Here is an 18,665-nt window from a genome sequence, read left to right on the forward strand (position 1 = left end):
ATGACAAGCCATTCTCTCAAAATTATTATCATTGGTGGCGTCGCGGGTGGCGCGAGCGCGGCGGCCAAAGCTCGCCGCATCAATGAAGCGGCAGATATTGTCATGTTCGAACGCGGCTCATTTGTCTCATTTGCCAACTGTGGGTTGCCATACTACGTCGGCAACACCATCGCAGATCGGCACGAACTCTTGCTTCAAACACCGGAAAGTTTTTGGAAACGATTCCGGGTCAAAGTAAAAATTAGCCATGAGGTATTAAGTATTAACCGTTCCAAACAACATGTAGAAGTGAAAAACTTGAAAACCGGCGCTATCTCGCATGAACCATATGATAAACTCATTCTGGCTCCCGGTGCCGGTGCGATCGTCCCTCCCCTACCAGGAATCATTGCGAAAAATATTTTTACCGTCAAGACCGTTCCTGACTCCGATGCAATCAAAACGTTCATGGCAGAACATACTCCCAAGCAGGCCGTAGTCGTTGGTGGAGGTTTCATCGGGCTTGAAACCGCAGAAGCTCTCATAAATCTCAAGTTAGATGTCACTGTCGTAGAAATGGCCGATCAAATCCTGCTTCCATTCGACCCAGACATGGCAACTCTCGTTTCCGCGCATCTTCGAGAAAAAGGCATTCATCTCATCGAAGGCGATGGAATTCGAGCATTCCATGATCGGGATGGCATCGCATATGAAGCTGAGCTGCAAAGTGGTCTGCGACTATCTATGGACCTTTCCATTCTCTCAATTGGGGTACGACCGGAACTCAAACTAGCTCGTGAAGCTGGACTTCACATCGGGGATGCTGGAGGAATTGTCGTGAACGATCACCAACAAACGTCAGATCCAGATATCTATGCGGCCGGTGATGCCGTGGAGGTTCGACATTTGGTGACCGGTAAGGCAACACGTATGCCACTGGCCGGCCCGGCCAATAAACAAGGACGTGTCGCGGGAGCCAATGCTGCGGGTGGCGATCTGCACTTCCCAGGTGCCCTGGGTACGGCCATTGTGGAGACCATGGGAATCATTGCCGCCAAAACCGGCTTATCGGAAAAGGATGCAAAGACACACGACTATGACTACTTCGTGTCTGTCACCCATCCACTCGATCACGCAGGGTATTACCCTGGGGCGGAACAACTCCATATGAAGTTGACAGTTGAACAAAAGACAGGAAAGTTGCTCGGCGCTCAAATTATTGGGGAACACGGGGTAGACAAACGAATTGATGTGCTCGCAACTGCACTCACCGCAGGATTAACCGTCGAAGACTTAGAACAGTTGGACTTAGCCTATGCTCCTCAATTCAATTCGGCCAAGGGACCAGTCATTATGGCCGGATTTGTTGCTGCCAATACGCTACGAGGGGAAGTACAGACCATCACGAGTGAGGAATTACAGCATAAACTCACGAATAATCCGGACCTACAACTCCTCGATGTGCGAAGCCCAAGCGAATTTGCTGAACAACATCTCCAGCAGGCCCGTCTTATTCCAATTGATAACCTTCGCGAACACCTTCACGAGCTCGCCCCTCAAACAGAAACCGTGGTCTATTGCCGCGTGGGGCTAAGGGGATACCTCGCTGTACGCATCTTGCTTCAACATGGGTTCGAGCACGTCTACAATCTCACGGGGGGAATGTTAAGTTATCCCCTACTTCCAGAAAATACGAAAACCCAAAATATCTAAATATCCAATCCTCGTTTCTCTTTTTGTTTACGCGTTAAGTTACAGCTTAACGCTCTCGAGTTAACGTATGACTTCTCTCACCCAAAGCATTATTTCAATTATATCTATAAATGCTTTGTCATTACTGGCTTTGCCTTTCACTGTTCCTTGCATAGAATCCTGGTGTCAAATTTGCTGATTACTCTACTCAAATGCATAAGAACGTTCATTTTGAGGCAAAAAACGACAATATGAATATTCATACTGTGGAGTAATTCCCCAATGAAAACCCAAAAGACTTTTGCCATTTTTTTTGAGGAGGTTTTGACCATGCATCACGTCGGCCGAGCGTTGAACGCGTCATCATTAACTGTTTGTGCAGTCATTGTGGGTGTCTTTGTATTTCTTTTCAACCCCGGCGTGAGTAGGGCGGGTGGAGAGCAAGAAGGCAAGAAACTCGTCGAAAATCTCTGTTCCACCTGCCATAAATTTAATGGTGAGAGTGAAAGTCGGTTCAATATAAAAGCCCCAGATCTCATGTGGGGAGGAAGTAAATTCCAGCGACCATGGCTACTGGATTGGCTGACAGGAAAGGTCCCAATGCTCTATCAAAAAAGCTATCGCTGGGATCTTTCCCAAGAGCCAGAGACCCACATCACTGTATCTCAAAAGGAGGCCGAGGCCATTGCGGATTACTTCGAAAAGGACTTGCAAGACTCGCGAGTGAAGAAGAATGCGATCGATATGAGCACGTTTAGTCAGCAAGAGGCTAAGCTTGGTGAGGAAATTTTCACGCAACATTCCTGTATTGGCTGTCATCAAATCATGGTGGATGGGAAAAAGACCGGAGGGCCGCAAAGCGCTTCGTTCTTTGATGCAGGAAAAAGACTGAACGCTGATTGGATCTACCGCTTCAACTCCAGCCCCCCAGATTTTGTGCCGCACAGTGGGGAATTTGTGGGGGATGTCAGTGAACTCGGACTTCGATATGTCACAGGGTTTATCGCCACTCGAGGGGTTGATGACTTTCCCTACTATGAACCTTGGAAAAGTGACGAGTTCGATCATCCGAATGTCGAAAATGGCGCTCGCATTTATAAAGAATATTGTGCGCAATGCCATGGAGCGGAAGGGAAAGGCGATGGGCCTGCGGCGTCGGGATTAGAGCCCAAACCAGCAGTCCATGCCAATATCCCGTTTGAAAAGATTCCTCTCGATTATCTGTATAACGTGATTTATTACGGAGGAAAAGGCGTCGGGAAGTCACCCTTGATGCCGTATTGGGGACTGACGATTGGCGGAAAACAAGGTGTGGCCGATGTCATTGCCTATTTAACAGCGACATTTAAAGGATCACCGGACACCGCGAGCTCGGCTTCACCATCCGACACAGCATCAGGTGTGTGTCCCCAACCACGAAACACGAAGCAAGCACCTGGAAAGTTTCGCAAGCTTGCTAATCCATTGCCGAATTCTCAAGAGAACATCAAGGGTGGAGAAATCTTGTATCATGAAACGGCGCAGCCCTTGGCGTGCATACAATGTCATGGGGAACAAGGCGACGGGAATGGACCCATGGGGGCCGCGTTGAATCCACATCCGCGGAACTTTACGTGCGGAGAGACCATGAAAGACATTTCAGATGGACAGATGTTTTGGATTATCAAAAATGGATCTGCAGGAACTGGAATGATGGCGTTTGCGGGTATGCCGGATAATCAAATCTGGCAGCTCATTCACTATATCCGAACATTAGCCAAGTAATCGATGATTGATCATTCATTGATGCCCAGTTGAAGAAAGGGGACTCCAATGAACCAGCACATATTGAACGTCAAAAGACGTACTTCCCTAGTAACGGTTTTCACGCTCATCTTGAGTGTTCAGCTTGGATTTATCGCCTACTCCGGAGAATTGAAGTCGCGTGTTCCTCCTGATCAACTACAAGAAGCACAGTCGCTCAAGAATCCATATTCCGTCACCAAGGAGTTTGTTGATAAAGGAAGGATTCTTTACGAAGGACGGGCCTTTTGTTCGGTTTGTCATGGACGTGACGGGCAAGGGCTACCAGTAGGACCAGACTATGATAGTTCTTCTCAACCTTTGCCTACAAATTTCACTGATGGAGCATGGCAAACGGCAAGAAGCGATGGAGAAATTTTTTGGATTCTCAAAAATGGAAGTCACGGAACAGATATGGCTGCATTTATGCCCCAATATGTCAGCGAAAAAGAGGCATGGCAACTTGTCACCTATTTGAGATCGTTTCAAGGGGCCTAGAATCTTTTATTTGGAGAAGGTGACTGCCTATTGGCCAATCACTCATCTCACCAGCAGCCGACTTCACTGTCCAGGACAGAAGTCAGATAATCAGCTGCTCGATGTCATTCGACATGGCTGTCCAGGAACAGCCATGTCCTCTTGGAACGGTGATTTTTCAGATGCGGAAACGCATGATATCTTTGCCTACCTCCGGATTCTCAGTCAGTAACCTGTTTCAATTATTCGCTTTTCTCATATCGTAAAAATTGTGATAGAGAAGACTCTTGAGAATCATATGCGTTCCAATCCCTACCTGATTCACGCAGCGACGATTGTCGAGAAGCGACACGAAGCCTCAGATATCGTCAGCTTCCGATTACAACTGACTGATCCTGGCGTTCGGCAGCAGTTTCGTTTCCAGGCTGGCCAGTTCAACATGCTCTACGTCTTCGGAGTTGGGGAAGTTGCCATCTCGATCGTCTCAGATCCTGATGAACCCGAGTACCTGGATCACACAATCCGTATTGTGGGCCGGACGACACAGGTGATGGGGCGCATGAATATTGGAGATAGCCTAGGTGTTCGTGGAGCATTCGGCAAGGGATGGCCTATGGAAGAAGCTAAGGGAAAGGACGTGTTGGTGATTACAGGCGGCTTAGGGTGCGCACCTGTCGTGGGCGCGATCGAGTACATGTTTCAGCGAAGAGAGCAATATGGCACGATTAAAATTCTTCATGGGATCAAAGCACCTCATGATCTTTTATACCGAGAGCGTTTTGACATATGGCGAAATCACCCAGATACGGAAGTCTATCTCACAAGTGACGAACCGGGCAAAACTTGGCATTACCATGTGGGAGTGGTCACAGAACTATTTGATCGCATCAACCTAAACCCTGATCAAACTCTCGTGATGATGTGCGGTCCAGAAATCATGATGCGCGTGTCGATGAGTATGCTGACACATCGAGGACTTCGCCCTGATCACATGTACGTCTCACTGGAACGTCATATGGAGTGCGGCATCGGGCTTTGTGGGCATTGCCAACTGGGGCCATTCTTTTTGTGTAAAGATGGACCCGTAATGCGACTCGATCACGTTATGCCGTTTTTAGGAAAAGGTGGCATATGAGAAAAGAAGCTCTCAAATATCAGCAAAAGCACGAGTCAGCCCAGGGATCAACACGTCCAACGCTGGCAGTGTTTAAATTCACGTCCTGTGATGGATGCCAACTTAATGTGTTGAACATGGAAGACGAGTTATTAACGCTCGGCGAGGCCATGGATATCGCCTACTTTCCTGAAGCATCAAGTCGGATGACCCCAGGCCCTTATGATATTGTCCTAGTCGAAGGATCCATTACCACCCCAGAAGACGCCTCTCGCATTATCGAAATTCGAAACCAAGCAAAGATTCTCGTGACGATTGGCGCATGTGCCACTGCAGGAGGCATTCAAGCCTTACGCAATTGGGGAAATGTCGAAGCTTTCAAGCAGGCTGTTTACCCAAGTCCAGAGCACATTCTAAGCTTGAGCACCTCAACCCCAATCTCAGAACATGTGCGGGTTGATTACGAACTTTGGGGTTGTCCGATTGATCGCTATCAACTGCTGAATGTGTTGACGAATCTGATTGCGGGAGTCGAACCTCGAATTCCAACCCACAGTGTGTGCCTTGAATGTAAACGTCAGGGACAGGTGTGTGTCTTGGTGGCCAAGGGTCTTCCGTGTCTTGGACCTGTCACACGTACAGGCTGTGGAGCCATTTGTCCTCAAATGGGACGTGAGTGCTATGGATGTTTCGGTCCTGCTGAGAGTCCATCTCAGGGCCCTGGTGTCCCGCCCAATACGTCGTCTCTAGCTCAACAATTTCATCAAGGATTCCAGATAATTCCCCGGGACATGGTTCGTCGATTCAGGGGAATCAACGGATATGTTCGACCATTTCGAGAAGAGAGCGATGCCTGGGAAATCAAGTAACATCAGAACCATTAAAGTTGGCATGATGGCACGAGTTGAAGGAGAGGGTGCACTCCATGTCACCGTCCGTGATCAGGAAGTTCAAGATGTGCAACTTCGAATTTTTGAACCCCCTCGATTTTTTGAAGCCTTTCTTCAAGGACGTCATTACAGCGAAGTCCCAGACATCGTGGCTCGCATTTGTGGTATCTGCCCCGTCGCCTATCAAATGAGTGCGGTTCATGCCTTGGAACCCATCTTCGGGATTGAGGTACCACAATCCATTCGAATTCTGCGTCGGCTCTTCTATTGCGCAGAATGGATTGAAAGTCATGCGCTTCACATTTATATGCTTCATGCGCCAGATTTTCTTGGTTACGCAAGCGGGATCGAAATGGCCAAGGACTATCCTGATATTGTCAAACGAGGGCTTCGGCTCAAAAAAGTTGGCAATCAACTTTTAACCCTACTCGGCGGTCGATCGGTCCATCCTGTGTCTGTAAAAGTCGGAGGTTTCTCTCGAATTCCCTCAAAACGAGAATTGGAAACCCTTAGAGAGGATCTCTTGTGGGCTCGAGATGCGGCAATCGACACCGTTCAATGGACAGCTGCATTTGAGTTTACCGACTTAGAACACGAGTACACATTTGTGGCTCTCCGATCAGCGATGGACTATCCGATGAACGAAGGACTTGTGGCGTCCAACCGCGGACTAGAAATCTCTGCTGTAAACTTTGAACAACAGTTTCAAGAGGTACAAGTTCCCTATTCCAATGCACTCCATTGCCTGTTCAACGGACAATCATACTTAGCCGGCCCTCTGGCGCGTCTCCATCTCAACTTTGATCGGCTTTCGCCTCTTGTGAAAGAGGTCCTTTCTACAACAGAACTTTTTTTACCGTTTAAGCAGGCATCGCAGGGAATTGTGGCGCGATCGCTAGAGATTCTGCATGCCGTTGATGAGGCATTGCGTATTATTGAACAGTACAAAGATTCGAAGGATGCATCGGTTTCCGTAAGCCCTCGAGCTGGCACTGGCATGGCCATCACCGAAGCTCCACGTGGACTTCTCTATCACCGGTATCAGATCAATGAAGATGGAACAATCCAGGTTGCGAAGATCGTTCCACCAACTTCTCAAAACCAACGACGAATTGAAGAAGACCTGCGAGCTTTTCTACCCCACATTCTTGATCGACCAGACGAAGAAGTGGCTTTACAATGTGAGAAAATCGTACGCAGCTATGATCCATGTATCTCTTGTGCCACGCATTTTTTAAAATTGCACATCAAGAAAATACATTCATGATCACGACGCGGGTTAGGACTCCTGGCGCCATGGCACTCTGAATATCCGTAAGAACACTCCCCCCACACGCGAGAGCATCACCAAGAAAAACTGCTACTATTCTGAATCAATGGATTTGCCAGGTTTTCAGAGAAAGATGGAGGACCATTGACTCATATATCCAAAGAATTTCCTTACTCGCTGACAAATGTTATCTTACAGGTTCTAAAAAATATCGTACACTTGAACGTCGTTCTAGTAGGAGCCATGTTTCAAATTACTCGATTGACATCATAAGCAAAACAGTAACGACACGATTCAGGTTATGGTATCGACATCAACAAACAATTCCTGAACGAGAGAAAGCAGCTATGGCACGTTAGCGACGTGCCTCGAGCTAGTAGGCGGGTGACATCAAGAATCCGAAAAACCACTGATGTTAAACCGTGAAACTTTGAACATGTAACAGGAAGGAAGTTAGAATCATATGACATCTGATACAGGCTCACCCCTTCAGACAATTTCACTGAATACCATATTTCATGCGAACGACTTCTCGTCGAATCCAGATATTGCCTTTGCGCATGCGCTCAAGCTTGCGTGGGGCGCAAGTGCGAAACTCACTTTGTTCCATGTCAATGAAGGTTTAGACGAACTGAATTGGCAAGAGTTTCCATCGGTGAGAGCGACGCTGGCCAAATGGGATCTCCCCTCTCACGAACATTCAATAGATCATAGGCCGCATTCCAAAATTGATGTTGAAAAAATCCTCTACAGAGGAAAAGATCCTTCAGACTCAATCCTCGAACATCTCGACCGTCATCCTGCAGACCTCCTGGTCCTTGCAACACATCAACTTGGCGGACGACCATTTTTTCATTCTGTCTCTGAGCCCGTCGCACGAAAATCTAAAATCATGACCCTATTTGTTCCCTTCTCCACAGATGGCTTTGTGTCACCAGAAAACGGAACGCTCACTCTACAGAACATTCTTATTCCCATCGATCATGACCCACAGCCACCGGTGGCCTTACAGGCCATTACAACCCTGATAAATACCTTGGGCTGTGTCAATACTTCCGTCACCGTGTTGTATATCGGCGATGAGCAAGAGATGCCCGAGTGCGATCAATCTCAACGGACCAACGGTACCTGGAATTACATCGTTCGATCTGGTGACGTGGTTGAAGAGATCTTACAAGTCGAGCAGGAATTAGCGGCTGACCTTATTGTGATGCCCACGCAAGGACATCAAGGATTTTTGGATGCACTCCGTGGAAGTACAACCGAGCAGATCGTTCGAAAAGCGCGATGCCCAGTCTTGGCTGTACCGGCAGAATAACGGGAAGGATTATCTGTGACACACGACACTCAGATTTGAAATTGACGAAGCTCTTACCCAGAGAAAAAGCCTCAGAGAGAAATGAGGTGGTTAAGACCCACTGATCAACAGTCAGTGGGCTGGTAGGAGAACAATCCTTTGTGATGAAGGATTCACTATAAGTCCTGATTAAGAAAACCTGTTTTAGGACCGTTTCAGATTGCTGACTGGAAGAGATTAAATGACCTCGTCACCATGCGATTTTATAGACAGTGGAAAATCGGGTTACGCAGATCAATTGAACTCACCGTCGAACTCGGAAATTTACTGTCTGGTCATAGCCTCTTTGACAATCGTTTAAACTGTTCCGCAGAGTTTAGCCAATAGCCGGCATTAACGATGGTTGAGCGTCGGGGCGTAGCTGAGTCAGTTGGAAGCACTTGTGAGAACCTTCGTCACAGTACCTGGTGCCCAAACGTAAGTTTATTCCCATCTGGATCTGCTACAGAAAATTCTTTCATTCCCCAAGTTTGTACCACTGGTTGTATTCTCAACGATGGGTATTTGTCAGGGGCATCCGTATTGAGATCATTGGCAACAAACTGACGATATAGAGGAGCAATGTCATCAACGCGCACATAAATGGAATTTCCAAATACTCCATCTCCGCTATGGGACGAAAGATGGACTAAACATCCATCTCGTTCAATTAGAGAATATTTCGACATGAAAGAGGCTGGGTCAGCTTCGGGCGGGCGTACGATTACGAAGTCCAAAATACTGGTATAAAATTTTTAATGACTCCGATATTTCGCTACATTTGATGAATGGTTCAATTCCCATAACCTTAGAATTCTAACATCTTAATAGATAATATTTCCGCAATGTCCATTTGCGGGTACCTTTTCCCCCTGGCCGAAACGGCCCAAAACACCCAAGAGCAGTCATTGAAAAACCGCTAGGTACTCGATTCCGCCTCCCTTAGCCCTGCTGCGATTTCAACTGGACAATCCTGTGGTCTACACACTCACTCATCACAAAGCCGACAGATGCGTCGCGCACCGTCTTTCGCATCGGTTAACGATTGAAGCACAGTTTCTAAGATCCGCGCGAGGACCTCTCGTTGCGTCGCTGTTAGCAACGTAAGAACCGCATGCCTGCGACCGTCTACCCGTTCTTAGCAAAATAGCTGGTCATGAGGTTCCGGTAATTGGGAATATGGTTCGAAAATAAGGTGCCCAATCCTTCAATATCATTGCGCCAATCGCGATGCAGCTCACACGCCATGCCAAACCAGCTCATCATTTGCGCGCCAGCAGCCTGCATACGTAACCATGCACTGTGACGGGTGACCTCGTTGAAGGTGCCAGAGGCGTCGGTGATCACAAAGACGTCGTAGCCCTCTTCAATCGCCGAGAGAGCGGGGAAAGCCACGCATACTTCTGTCACGACCCCGGCGATAATGAGTTGCTTCCGACCTGTTTTCTTCACCGCACTGACAAAGTCCTCATTGTCCCAGGCATTGATGTTTCCTGGACGCGCAATGTAGGGCGCTTTGGGAAACATCTCTTTCAGTTCGGGAACCAAGGGGCCGTTGGGGCCATTTTCAAAGCTAGTCGTCAAGATAGTCGGGAGGTTGAAATAGGCACCACATGCCGCCACGGCCAAGACATTATTTTTGAACTCACCGGGTCCAAAATCTTGTACGACGGAGATCAGGCCTGATTGATGATCCACCAACAATAAGGCCGCGTCATCTTTGGAAAGACGCTTATACTGGTAGTTTGATGCCATGGGTTGATCCTTCCTATAAAAATTTTGTTTGCTGGGTACTCAAAATATTAGAAGCGACCGGCTCGATAATCGGTCATGGCCTGATGAATCTCTGCTTCTGTGTTCATGACAAACGGACCTTGTCCCACGATGGGCTCGTCAATCGGTTCTCCGTTCAAGACGAGAATGGTCGCCTCGCTTGTAGCTTCCAGGGCAACATGGTCACCATTTCGTTCGAATCGCGCCAGCTCTTTGCCATTAAGTGCTTGCGTGCCATTCATCATCACCGTGCCTTTCATGCCTAAGAGTGCGGTAGTAAATCCTTCGGGCAAGGACAGATCGAGCTTCTGTCCTGTGTTCAAGTGTATGTCCCAGACATTGATGGAGGTAAAGGTCTTCGCCGCCCCCCTTGTGCCTTGATAATCACCTGCGATGACTCGAACCATACCGCCGCGTTCAGCTAACGTCACAACCGGAATATCGTTGTTGACAATTTCCTGATACCGCGGTTCGCCCATTTTGTCTTTCGCAGGCAGGTTGACCCAAAGCTGGATCATCTCGAGGGTGCCGCCATTGTTGGTAAAGTCCCGTCCATGCATTTCTTCATGGAGAATCCCGCGTGCTGCCGTCATCCATTGGACATCGCCTGGTCCGATTTTTCCGGAATTCCCGGCATTGTCTCGGTGTTCGACCTCACCTTGATACACAATGGTGACGGTTTCAAACCCACGGTGTGGGTGTTGTTCAACTCCCCGTGGTTTGTCGGACGGTTCGAATGCCAGAGGGCCAGCATAATCAAGCAGGAGAAACGGGCTCAACTCCTTTCCAAGATCGTCATACGAAAACATCGTCGTGACGGGGAACCCATTTCCAACCCAATGCTGACCGGTTTTTCGTTCGATGTTGACGAGGTTTTTGGATTTCATTGTCATAGCATTCTTCCTTTTTTTCCGTGTAGCAGCGAGATAAAAATCGTTTCTTTTTCAATGCTTCAATGATATATAAACCTTACACGTTCTTTATGCAAGTACGGACCTTAAGGATACCGCCAAGACCAAAGGAGACCTCAATGCCCACAAAGAATGTCTCTTGCCCGGTAGAAGTGACACTAGAAGTCATTGCGGGACGATGGAAAATCTTAATTATTCATCAGTTACTTGAGGGCACCAAGCGGTTCAATCAATTGCAACGGGAGTTAGGCGGTATTACCCATCGCACGCTCACCAAACAATTGCGTGAAATGGAAGAACGAGGGTTGCTTAAACGAAAAGACTATCGAGAAATTCCACCTCGTGTGGAATATTCGTTGTCTCCCGTTGGACGCTCACTCAAACGCGTGTTGTTGGCCATGCAGGAATGGGGGGAATACTACGGACGGATCGCATCACGTAAAAACTAAGCAGAACACTAATCCACATACCTCGTTTTCAATCTGCCGCCACCGCGTAAAACCTGACATAACCTCTGGACGAAAATCACATCATCGAACATCCGCATTGAGAGAGATAGCGAACATTAAACATCTAAACCATCATTATAATTCACCAAAAAAAGCGGATTATAATTATGTTGTATTTACCTCAAGCAATATGCTCGAATCGTTCACAAGTGCATCGAGATGATTGGCCTCGATACATTGCTCAATGGCACTCAGTCATTGAGAAGAACGAAAACGACTCTCATCGATAGAAGAACCAAAAACCTTCGATGCTTCTGGTGGTCAACCAGCTGCCACGTCAGTGGAGAAGAATGTAGATTAAGAAAAGAAGAATGTCCCATTTTCCAACTGAACCTCTAAATTTAACCCAGTTTAAAAAAGGAAAGATCAGGGAACCTTCCTTTGACTATCTGGAGCAGCCAACAATAGGCGTGAAAATCGCGTTGAAATTCTCATCCATTCTTTTTGAATAGGGAGCTCACAATGTTGAAAACATTTCAAAAGAACCGCCAACCGAAAATTGTCATTCAGTCATCATATCCTTTTTTTCAACGCCGTCATTTAAGGACACCTAAATTATTTTTATTGACATTGATCGTAGGGACCGGCATGTTGTTTCAAACGTTATTGTTGCCGATGCCAGTCTTTTCTGAGTCGGAAAACGTTTACCCAGAGGGTGATAAAGAATATTTTAAAGCCCTCCTAGAACTCGAAAAAGACGAGGCTTACAAAGAATTTTTGATGAAAAGTGTTTCGTACGCGGGTGACAAGAAAGTGGATTATATTGACTATAAAGGTGTCAGGCCCACTGTCGATGGAGAAGGAGCCGAATCTACTGATACTGAGACGGATGCCGCTCATTTCAGAAAACAAACATACCAATCCATGCGCAACATGGATTGGTTTAGGAAAAACAATTATCAAAATTTCATCCGAAACGTTGGTCAGAATATTTATCCCGTGATCATTGCGAGTGACTATGAACCAGGAAAAGAGGGGGTCGGCAGTACCTATTACCTGTACCGAAGAGACCGTCCTGTAGAAACGGTCACGCCGACTTCGGTCATGTATGAGATGGAAAAAATTCTTTCCCACATACCAATGGGCGTCTTTATTTTGATCTCCCCCTACTTTGACAATGCGGCCAATCGACCCGAAGGATGGGAAGAACCTTTGATTGAATATAAGAAATATGTTGAAAAGATTAAAGAACTTTTAGAAAAAAGTGATATGAGTCAAGCAACATCCGGCAGAGCCATAACGATGTTAGATATGGTGAATACGTATTTACAGGACTGTATAGCAAATGGTACTGGTGATGAAAAGTCTTATAGTGCATTTGCTCATAAAATAATCCCTCACATCGCCGAGGCCATGAAAGCCGCCATGGAATTGCAAATACAAGCGGGGTTGAGCGCACTAAGCCAATGGAAACAAAAATTAGGTCCCCAAGAATGGGACAAACTCCATGTGTTAATTCCCGTTGTGTGGCCCGTGGCTCAAGGCAATCCACGACGGCAGTTATTTGAACATCTCATGACTCCTGAACGGGCGAAAACAAACATCTTTGAGGTTCACGCACGATCGCACGATGAGGCCCGAACGACCTTAGGCAGAATAAAAGGTGATTCGGTGATGGCCAGTCTCACATTTGATAAGGACACCCACTTTGGCATGATGAGTTACTTACGTTTATCATCACCAACTGATCTCGTGCAGGGAGCCAGTAAAGAAGAATTGAAGAAGTACCCAAAAACCAAAGCAGATATTCTCCAGATGAAAACACCCCCACAGCAATTACGAAGGTAAAAGGAAACATCCTTCGTTTTGAAGCTTGCAGAGTGCGGTATCTTCAAAGAAACTTAGACCTCCTCGACTTGGGGGAAATCGAGAAGCAGAGAAGTTACGTTTTGACGTTAAAAAGAAGAATGACCCCTTTTCCCAGAGCAAGGTATTGGCTAAGAAACTTCGGTCTCCTCGGCGTGAAAAAAATCGAGAAACGGAGAAGTCACATTTTGATTTCAAAAAAAATAATGTCCCCTTTTCTATTCTCCTATTTGTCCAGAATACCTTGACGTCTCCATGCATTTAGCACATCTGCAACATTTAGTTGCTCATGTGCTTTGTTCCAGGTGGTATAGAACGATGTATCATCACTATGCGGCGTTGGACTTGGAGGGTCAATCTTAATACGTGTTGGCATCATTACCGATTCTCCTAACAGTATGCACTCGCCTCGCCGGAGCGTAGCAAACATACTAGTAATACCCCGAACGGAATCCGGGAGTAGGTTTTTCACGTAACTCTGATCATCTGGATTCGATATCCTAAGACATAGAAAAGAGTTACACTGGGAAAGAATTGTCGAAGAAACTTCACGTGGTCTTTGGCTAATAACAGTGAGGCTGATGCCGTATTTCCTTCCCTCTTTTGCTATTCGTTCTGCTGATTCACATGCTGGCCGAGAGTTTGAGTCATGCTCATTTAGGTAAATATGTGCCTCATCGGCGAATACGGCAATTGGATATGAGGCCCCGTTCAATCTGCGATACCAATATGAAAAATCAAAAAGACAACGTAGGATAAGAGAGATTACTGAATTTCTAACATCATATGGAACAGGACTAAGATCAATGATCACAAGTTTCTTTTGATTCTCTGGCTGCTCACCTAAGAGTCGTCGGAATAAGTCTTCCATAGATGCGCTTGTAGCATAAGTTTTAGGATTAAAGATGAGATCGTATCGTCGGTCATTCAACCTAGAATCAACTCTCATTAAGAGACGAGTGAATTGACCAAAAAGTGGACTTTGTCTTTCTCGATTATTTGCACCTTGAACCATTTGAGTATCCAACCGACGAAATTCTTGTAATATTTCTTTAAAATTAAAGTAAACCGGAGTATCGATAGTAATTCGATCAAGCCCAAGCGCCTGATTCTCAGGATGGTTGTCTTTAGCTGCCTGAAGTAGATCTTTAAACTTAGCAATTTGATTCGGAGCAGCAGATTCGGTTCGGTCAACCATAAGGCCAAGCAACTCTTCGCTGTTCATCAGCCAATATGGCAACTCAATATCATTGCCTGAAATAACGTCTGCTTCATTTCCAAAAGCAGAAGAATATTCGCCATGGAGATCGAATAGCACGGCAGTTGATTGAGGAAATAAAGAAATCTTCTGCAGGAATGAAGCTACCGCCCATGATTTACCGCCACCAGTTTGCCCGAGTATTGCCCCATGCCTTGAAAGGAACGCGTCTAAGTTTATATTTGCTGGTTGACTTGGAATTAGAGAAAGATGACCAAGGGAAAAAGTACCTTCAGCATACTGTTCATAAACTTTATTAATTGTAACAGGAGAAACAGCAAGAGCTGAGGAATTGACGGTAGGTAACACATCCGTTCCTCTTTCAAATTTCCCACCAGGATCCAATGTTCCAACGGGTACTGCGCACACTACTCGTTTATGTCCTTCAATTATTGCCAATCCTTCGGCTTCGGCAGTTTTAACCTCACTTTGAATCGGAATTGATTCCCGCATATCAATGGTTGTAATCATTGCAAGTAGCCTCCCTACGGGTAGGCAAACTGATAGAAAAGTACCGGGCTGACCAATCAGGAGAGGAGTAGGTCCGTGTGCAGTTGAAAGATTGACAATCATTGTGGGTGGGACACCCTCCTCAATACCATCCCCATCTGAATAATCAATTAAAGAGATGAAAATTCGTTCGCCGGAAACGCTAACTATTTTACCAATTCGATAATCACTCATTTCTTATGTTCCTTATTACTACTATGGAATTAGCAGTTCCGTAAGAGAACTAAACTTCCATAGATCAGTTCCCGTATTTATCGTATTTCCATCAATGTAGCAATAAGTAGGAAATCCCGCAGATAACGCAGAAAACTTTTTTAATTCTGAAATGCATTCAGGCTCTTGGCCGCAAAGTGCCACTAGTCGTATCTGCCCTGCACTAAGTTTTGGGAATAAAAGTTGATCATTTATATGCTTGTCACCAAAACTAAATCCGCAACTGACTAAATATTTGTATTTGGAACCAAGCAGCCTAGATGTACGGGTAAATAATTGATCGAAAGGATCAGCAAGCGTATCGAGGACCTTTTTACGACGTGGTAGTATCATGGCTCTTTGCGACGAGACTTTGTTTAAATCCAAACCGCTCTCAAATACATGTCCATTTTCTAATAGCCAAGAAATTGAACCATGGAGTTTGAGAATATTTAGATGTAATTCTGCTCTTTCGCTAAAACGGTTTTTTTCGATTACACCACGGCTAAGATCAAAAACTAAAGGATCGAAAGTCCGAGTTATATTAAAAAGTTGGGGATGATCTGAAAGAGAAAGGCGGCGTATCCTGGTGATCGAGCAAGATCACCACCCTTTCAAACAAAAGGAGGATACGCCATGAAAGAGCGTAACGTTGTAGAGCAGACGAATCAAGATGAGCATACGGAGGATCCCTTGACAGCGGTGCTGCGTAAGGGAGCACGTGACCTTCTGACTCAAGCGGTGGAGGAGGAAGCTCGAGCATTTCTCGCTAGCCATGCGACTCTCCGCGATGACGAGGGGCATCAGATGATTGTCCTGAATGGCTATTTGCCGGAACGCACCATTCAAACGGGGATTGGGGGCGTCCCGATCCGAGGCCGACGAATCCGTGATCAACGGAAGATTCCGAAGACCGATCGCATTGCGTTTACCTCAACGATCCGGCCTCGCTATCTTCGGCGGAGCAAGAGCCTAGAGGAGTTGATTCCGTGGCTCTATTTGAAGGGGATTTCGACCGGAGATTTTTCCGCGGCCTTACGGACCCTTGTGGGTAATCCTACGGGGCTCTCCCCGGCCACGGTGTGTCGGTTGAAAGTTGGCTGGCAGCACGAGTGGGAAGTGTGGCAGCAGCGAGATTTGACGGGGAAGCGGTATGTGTATTTCTGGGTGGATGGTCTGCACGTAAATGTACGCATGGAGGACTCGCCCTGTCTTTTGGTGGTGATTGGGGCCACGGCCGATGGGCATAAAGAGCTGGTTGCAGTAGAGGATGGGATCCGAGAGAGCGAGCAATCCTGGAAGGACCTCCTCCTCAATCTCCACCGCCGTGGCTTGACCATGGGGCCAGACTTGGCGACGGGCGATGGTGCCTTGGGATTCTGGAAAGCCCTACCTCAAGTCTATGGTTCGACCAAGGGACAACGGTGTTGGGTGCATAAAACGGCCAACGTGTTGAATAAACTGCCGAAGAGCTTGCAGGCGAAAGCCAAGGCCGGGCTCCACGAGATCTGGATGGCCCCCACCAAAGCTCAAGCGACCAAGGCCTTTGATGGATTGATCCAGACCTATGAAGCGAAATACCCGAAAGTCGCCGACTGTTTACAGAAGGACCAAGAGGCCCTGCTGGCCTTCTATCAGTTTCCAGCCGAGCATTGGCAGCATATTCGAACGACAAATCCGATTGAATCAACCTTTGCCACGGTGCGCTTACGCACCGCCAAAACACGAGGCTGTCTGTCTCGAACGACCGCGTTAACCATGGCTTTCCAATTGGTGCGCTGTGCAGAAAAAACATGGCGACGGTTGCGAGGCTATCAGCGGCTCGTCCAGATTACTGAGGGCATCATATTCGTCGATGGAGAAGCAGTCACCAGGAAGGCCGCCTAAGGAAGTCATACCCAAGATTTGACAATAGCTCCGAAAGTCCTACATAGCGGGCCATCAAAACCCGTTTCAACCCGAAGCCCGACATGCCTAGCAGCTAACTCAAAAAGAACATCATAGTTCGTTGTTATTATTGTCACAGTAGCTGGCGTGCCATGCGCTCTTTTCTTCAAAGCCTCGAGAAATCGTATATGGTGTGTAATATTTGGATTTTCAACAGAAAGAATATTTTCAAAACTTAATTTCCGGATTTCACATTCAAGTTTCAAGTACCTAGGATCGTTTGTATTTACGCAGTATTCAGTTACTAAATCCGAAAGATCTTCAATATTTGGTGTCCCGATAGTAGGATCATAAGTGAACCCTTTATCATTGAAAATTTCATCAACTAGCTCCTTACTTGTAGCTCCCAGATTCTCAATAACTGCTTTGGTTAGATCAGGCAGAAGAGGATATCCAGCCTCTTTTGAAGTACCTGAACCAAACAAAAAGCCAATATTATTTAGACCGGTCTCGATGCCAGGTAACAACTGCGGAAGAGTGAAGCTCATTGCGATATCAAATTCCTTAAAATGAAGTAACTAAGAAGTATTAGTATGCCACCCCAACCTCTTACTCTTGTTTCGATTAAAATCCAGTTTGGGACGAGAACAAACGCTCAACATCACTCGTTCGGCAGCCGCAAGCGCAAACAAGCTGTCCCAGGCCCAGACTTGATTCAGAGAAGCACTTACCCATCGAATTGGAATAGGTTAGACAAATTTTTCGTCATTTCATGAATTAAGTCAAGGCGTGGATGGAGGAAATAATATGGAAATACCCTTTAGGGAAGGGACGGGCAACACGGAAAAGATCAGTGACATTCCTCAGGAAATGGGGACATTCTCCTTTTTCTCTATTATATGGTCCAACGATGCAACAACCTAACAAGGTACCCAAGATTGAGAAAGAGACATAAGAATGAGCAGCAAATCAAGTTTTTTGAGGAAACGCCGCTCGTGCCGTACGTGCATCCATGAAAGGTTTCCCTTTGGCCTAATAGACGTGACGGCGTTGCTTGACTGTGAGGATGATCACCTGTTTTTTGCCTTCCCAAACTTCGTACACGATTCGATAGGCTCCCACTCGTAAAGATCGCTCTCCTGCATGATTCCCAACTAACGGTTCCCTTGAAGTGGTGCGGTCTCCAAGGTCTCCAGCTTCCACATCATTCGCTGACAAAGCTGGCGATCTGCCTTGGCTATTTGTGGGCTATACCGTGTTCCAATTCACGTGTGAATCG

Annotated in this window: 17 protein-coding genes; 11 read left to right on the forward strand and 6 right to left on the reverse strand. The window is 46.6% G+C overall.

The genetic code is table 11. The features are described from left to right. The 8 genes from ACWQXP_RS07170 to ACWQXP_RS07205 all read left to right on the forward strand — a co-directional run bounded on the left by ACWQXP_RS07170 (position 1) and on the right by ACWQXP_RS07205 (position 8,522). Positions 1-1,692 carry an FAD-dependent oxidoreductase gene (locus ACWQXP_RS07170; RefSeq protein WP_454062145.1) on the forward strand — a complete coding sequence of 564 codons (1,692 nt, stop codon included), beginning with the start codon at positions 1-3 and terminating at the stop codon, positions 1,690-1,692. A 261-nt stretch (positions 1,693-1,953) separates the two neighbouring features. Beyond that, positions 1,954-3,435 carry a c-type cytochrome gene (locus tag ACWQXP_RS07175; RefSeq protein ID WP_454062146.1) on the forward strand — a complete coding sequence of 494 codons (1,482 nt, stop codon included), beginning with the start codon at positions 1,954-1,956 and terminating at the stop codon, positions 3,433-3,435. Between the two features lie 48 nt (positions 3,436-3,483). Then, positions 3,484-3,951 (forward strand): c-type cytochrome, encoded by a 468-nt coding sequence (locus ACWQXP_RS07180; RefSeq protein WP_454062147.1) that lies wholly within the window; start codon positions 3,484-3,486, stop codon positions 3,949-3,951. Positions 3,952-3,961: 10 nt separating this feature from the next. Beyond that, positions 3,962-4,162, forward strand: a complete 201-nt coding sequence (locus ACWQXP_RS07185) for a c-type cytochrome (RefSeq protein WP_454062148.1) — start codon at positions 3,962-3,964, stop codon at positions 4,160-4,162. A gap of 66 nt (positions 4,163-4,228) precedes the next feature. Beyond that, positions 4,229-5,065, forward strand: coding sequence for an FAD/NAD(P)-binding protein (locus ACWQXP_RS07190; RefSeq protein WP_454062149.1), 837 nt, complete (start codon positions 4,229-4,231; stop codon positions 5,063-5,065). Next, complete coding sequence (locus ACWQXP_RS07195; RefSeq protein WP_454062150.1) at positions 5,062-5,913, forward strand: NADH-quinone oxidoreductase subunit B family protein; 852 nt, start codon at positions 5,062-5,064, stop codon at positions 5,911-5,913. Before ACWQXP_RS07190 ends, ACWQXP_RS07195 begins: the two co-directional genes overlap by 4 nt. Beyond that, the gene (locus tag ACWQXP_RS07200) at positions 5,894-7,201 is read left to right on the forward strand and encodes a Ni/Fe hydrogenase subunit alpha (RefSeq protein WP_454062151.1); all 1,308 of its coding nucleotides are present in this window, start codon (positions 5,894-5,896) and stop codon (positions 7,199-7,201) included. The genes ACWQXP_RS07195 and ACWQXP_RS07200 overlap by 20 nt, the downstream gene beginning before the upstream one ends. A gap of 466 nt (positions 7,202-7,667) precedes the next feature. Further along, a complete protein-coding gene (locus ACWQXP_RS07205) occupies positions 7,668-8,522 on the forward strand; it encodes a universal stress protein (RefSeq protein WP_454062152.1) in 855 nt (284 codons plus the stop codon). 434 nt (positions 8,523-8,956) lie between these two features. On the opposite strand, the gene ACWQXP_RS07210 is transcribed toward ACWQXP_RS07205, so the two are convergent. From ACWQXP_RS07210 to ACWQXP_RS07220, 3 genes are all read right to left on the reverse strand, one after another. Further along, complete coding sequence (locus ACWQXP_RS07210) at positions 8,957-9,229, reverse strand: glyoxalase superfamily protein (RefSeq protein WP_454062153.1); 273 nt, start codon at positions 9,227-9,229, stop codon at positions 8,957-8,959. A 439-nt stretch (positions 9,230-9,668) separates the two neighbouring features. Continuing rightward, positions 9,669-10,295 (reverse strand): isochorismate family cysteine hydrolase YcaC, encoded by a 627-nt coding sequence (gene ycaC / locus ACWQXP_RS07215; RefSeq protein ID WP_454062154.1) that lies wholly within the window; start codon positions 10,293-10,295, stop codon positions 9,669-9,671. A 47-nt stretch (positions 10,296-10,342) separates the two neighbouring features. Further along, the gene (locus ACWQXP_RS07220) at positions 10,343-11,206 is read right to left on the reverse strand and encodes a pirin family protein (RefSeq protein ID WP_454062155.1); all 864 of its coding nucleotides are present in this window, start codon (positions 11,204-11,206) and stop codon (positions 10,343-10,345) included. A 137-nt stretch (positions 11,207-11,343) separates the two neighbouring features. On the opposite strand from ACWQXP_RS07220, the gene ACWQXP_RS07225 reads away from it, so the two are divergent. Both ACWQXP_RS07225 and ACWQXP_RS07230 read left to right on the forward strand, forming a co-directional pair. Further along, positions 11,344-11,673: a winged helix-turn-helix transcriptional regulator gene (locus ACWQXP_RS07225; RefSeq protein WP_454062156.1), complete on the forward strand. Its 330-nt coding sequence runs from the start codon at positions 11,344-11,346 to the stop codon at positions 11,671-11,673. 522 nt (positions 11,674-12,195) lie between these two features. Next, a complete protein-coding gene (locus ACWQXP_RS07230; RefSeq protein WP_454062157.1) occupies positions 12,196-13,521 on the forward strand; it encodes a hypothetical protein in 1,326 nt (441 codons plus the stop codon). A gap of 244 nt (positions 13,522-13,765) precedes the next feature. Here the strand turns inward: ACWQXP_RS07230 and ACWQXP_RS07235 are convergent, their stop codons facing one another. Further along, a complete protein-coding gene (locus ACWQXP_RS07235; protein WP_454062158.1) occupies positions 13,766-15,481 on the reverse strand; it encodes an ATP-binding protein in 1,716 nt (571 codons plus the stop codon). Between the two features lie 654 nt (positions 15,482-16,135). On the opposite strand from ACWQXP_RS07235, the gene ACWQXP_RS07240 reads away from it, so the two are divergent. Continuing rightward, complete coding sequence (locus ACWQXP_RS07240) at positions 16,136-17,386, forward strand: IS256 family transposase (RefSeq protein ID WP_454061102.1); 1,251 nt, start codon at positions 16,136-16,138, stop codon at positions 17,384-17,386. A 5-nt stretch (positions 17,387-17,391) separates the two neighbouring features. Here the strand turns inward: ACWQXP_RS07240 and ACWQXP_RS07245 are convergent, their stop codons facing one another. Together ACWQXP_RS07245 and ACWQXP_RS07250 are read right to left on the reverse strand one after the other, a co-directional pair. Beyond that, complete coding sequence (locus ACWQXP_RS07245; RefSeq protein ID WP_454062159.1) at positions 17,392-17,934, reverse strand: hypothetical protein; 543 nt, start codon at positions 17,932-17,934, stop codon at positions 17,392-17,394. A 484-nt stretch (positions 17,935-18,418) separates the two neighbouring features. Beyond that, positions 18,419-18,604 carry a type II toxin-antitoxin system RelE family toxin gene (locus tag ACWQXP_RS07250; RefSeq protein WP_454062160.1) on the reverse strand — a complete coding sequence of 62 codons (186 nt, stop codon included), beginning with the start codon at positions 18,602-18,604 and terminating at the stop codon, positions 18,419-18,421. Between the last annotated feature and the right edge of the window lie 61 nt (positions 18,605-18,665).

This window comes from Candidatus Nitrospira salsa (genome assembly GCF_965152625.1).

What these genes read in the sequence shown, in the direction of transcription:
- ACWQXP_RS07170 (WP_454062145.1), top strand. Translation starts at nt 1, where the DNA reads ATGACAAGCCATTCTCTCAAAATTATTATCATTGGTGGCGTCGCGGGT.
- ACWQXP_RS07175 (WP_454062146.1), top strand. Translation starts at nt 1,954, where the DNA reads ATGAAAACCCAAAAGACTTTTGCCATTTTTTTTGAGGAGGTTTTGACC.
- ACWQXP_RS07180 (WP_454062147.1), top strand. Translation starts at nt 3,484, where the DNA reads ATGAACCAGCACATATTGAACGTCAAAAGACGTACTTCCCTAGTAACG.
- ACWQXP_RS07190 (WP_454062149.1), top strand. Translation starts at nt 4,229, where the DNA reads ATGCGTTCCAATCCCTACCTGATTCACGCAGCGACGATTGTCGAGAAG.
- ACWQXP_RS07195 (WP_454062150.1), top strand. Translation starts at nt 5,062, where the DNA reads ATGAGAAAAGAAGCTCTCAAATATCAGCAAAAGCACGAGTCAGCCCAG.
- ACWQXP_RS07200 (WP_454062151.1), top strand. Translation starts at nt 5,894, where the DNA reads ATGCCTGGGAAATCAAGTAACATCAGAACCATTAAAGTTGGCATGATG.
- ACWQXP_RS07205 (WP_454062152.1), top strand. Translation starts at nt 7,668, where the DNA reads ATGACATCTGATACAGGCTCACCCCTTCAGACAATTTCACTGAATACC.
- ACWQXP_RS07210 (WP_454062153.1), bottom strand. Translation starts at nt 9,229, where the DNA reads ATGTCGAAATATTCTCTAATTGAACGAGATGGATGTTTAGTCCATCTT.
- ycaC (WP_454062154.1), bottom strand. Translation starts at nt 10,295, where the DNA reads ATGGCATCAAACTACCAGTATAAGCGTCTTTCCAAAGATGACGCGGCC.
- ACWQXP_RS07220 (WP_454062155.1), bottom strand. Translation starts at nt 11,206, where the DNA reads ATGACAATGAAATCCAAAAACCTCGTCAACATCGAACGAAAAACCGGT.
- ACWQXP_RS07225 (WP_454062156.1), top strand. Translation starts at nt 11,344, where the DNA reads ATGCCCACAAAGAATGTCTCTTGCCCGGTAGAAGTGACACTAGAAGTC.
- ACWQXP_RS07230 (WP_454062157.1), top strand. Translation starts at nt 12,196, where the DNA reads ATGTTGAAAACATTTCAAAAGAACCGCCAACCGAAAATTGTCATTCAG.
- ACWQXP_RS07235 (WP_454062158.1), bottom strand. Translation starts at nt 15,481, where the DNA reads ATGAGTGATTATCGAATTGGTAAAATAGTTAGCGTTTCCGGCGAACGA.
- ACWQXP_RS07240 (WP_454061102.1), top strand. Translation starts at nt 16,136, where the DNA reads ATGAAAGAGCGTAACGTTGTAGAGCAGACGAATCAAGATGAGCATACG.
- ACWQXP_RS07245 (WP_454062159.1), bottom strand. Translation starts at nt 17,934, where the DNA reads ATGAGCTTCACTCTTCCGCAGTTGTTACCTGGCATCGAGACCGGTCTA.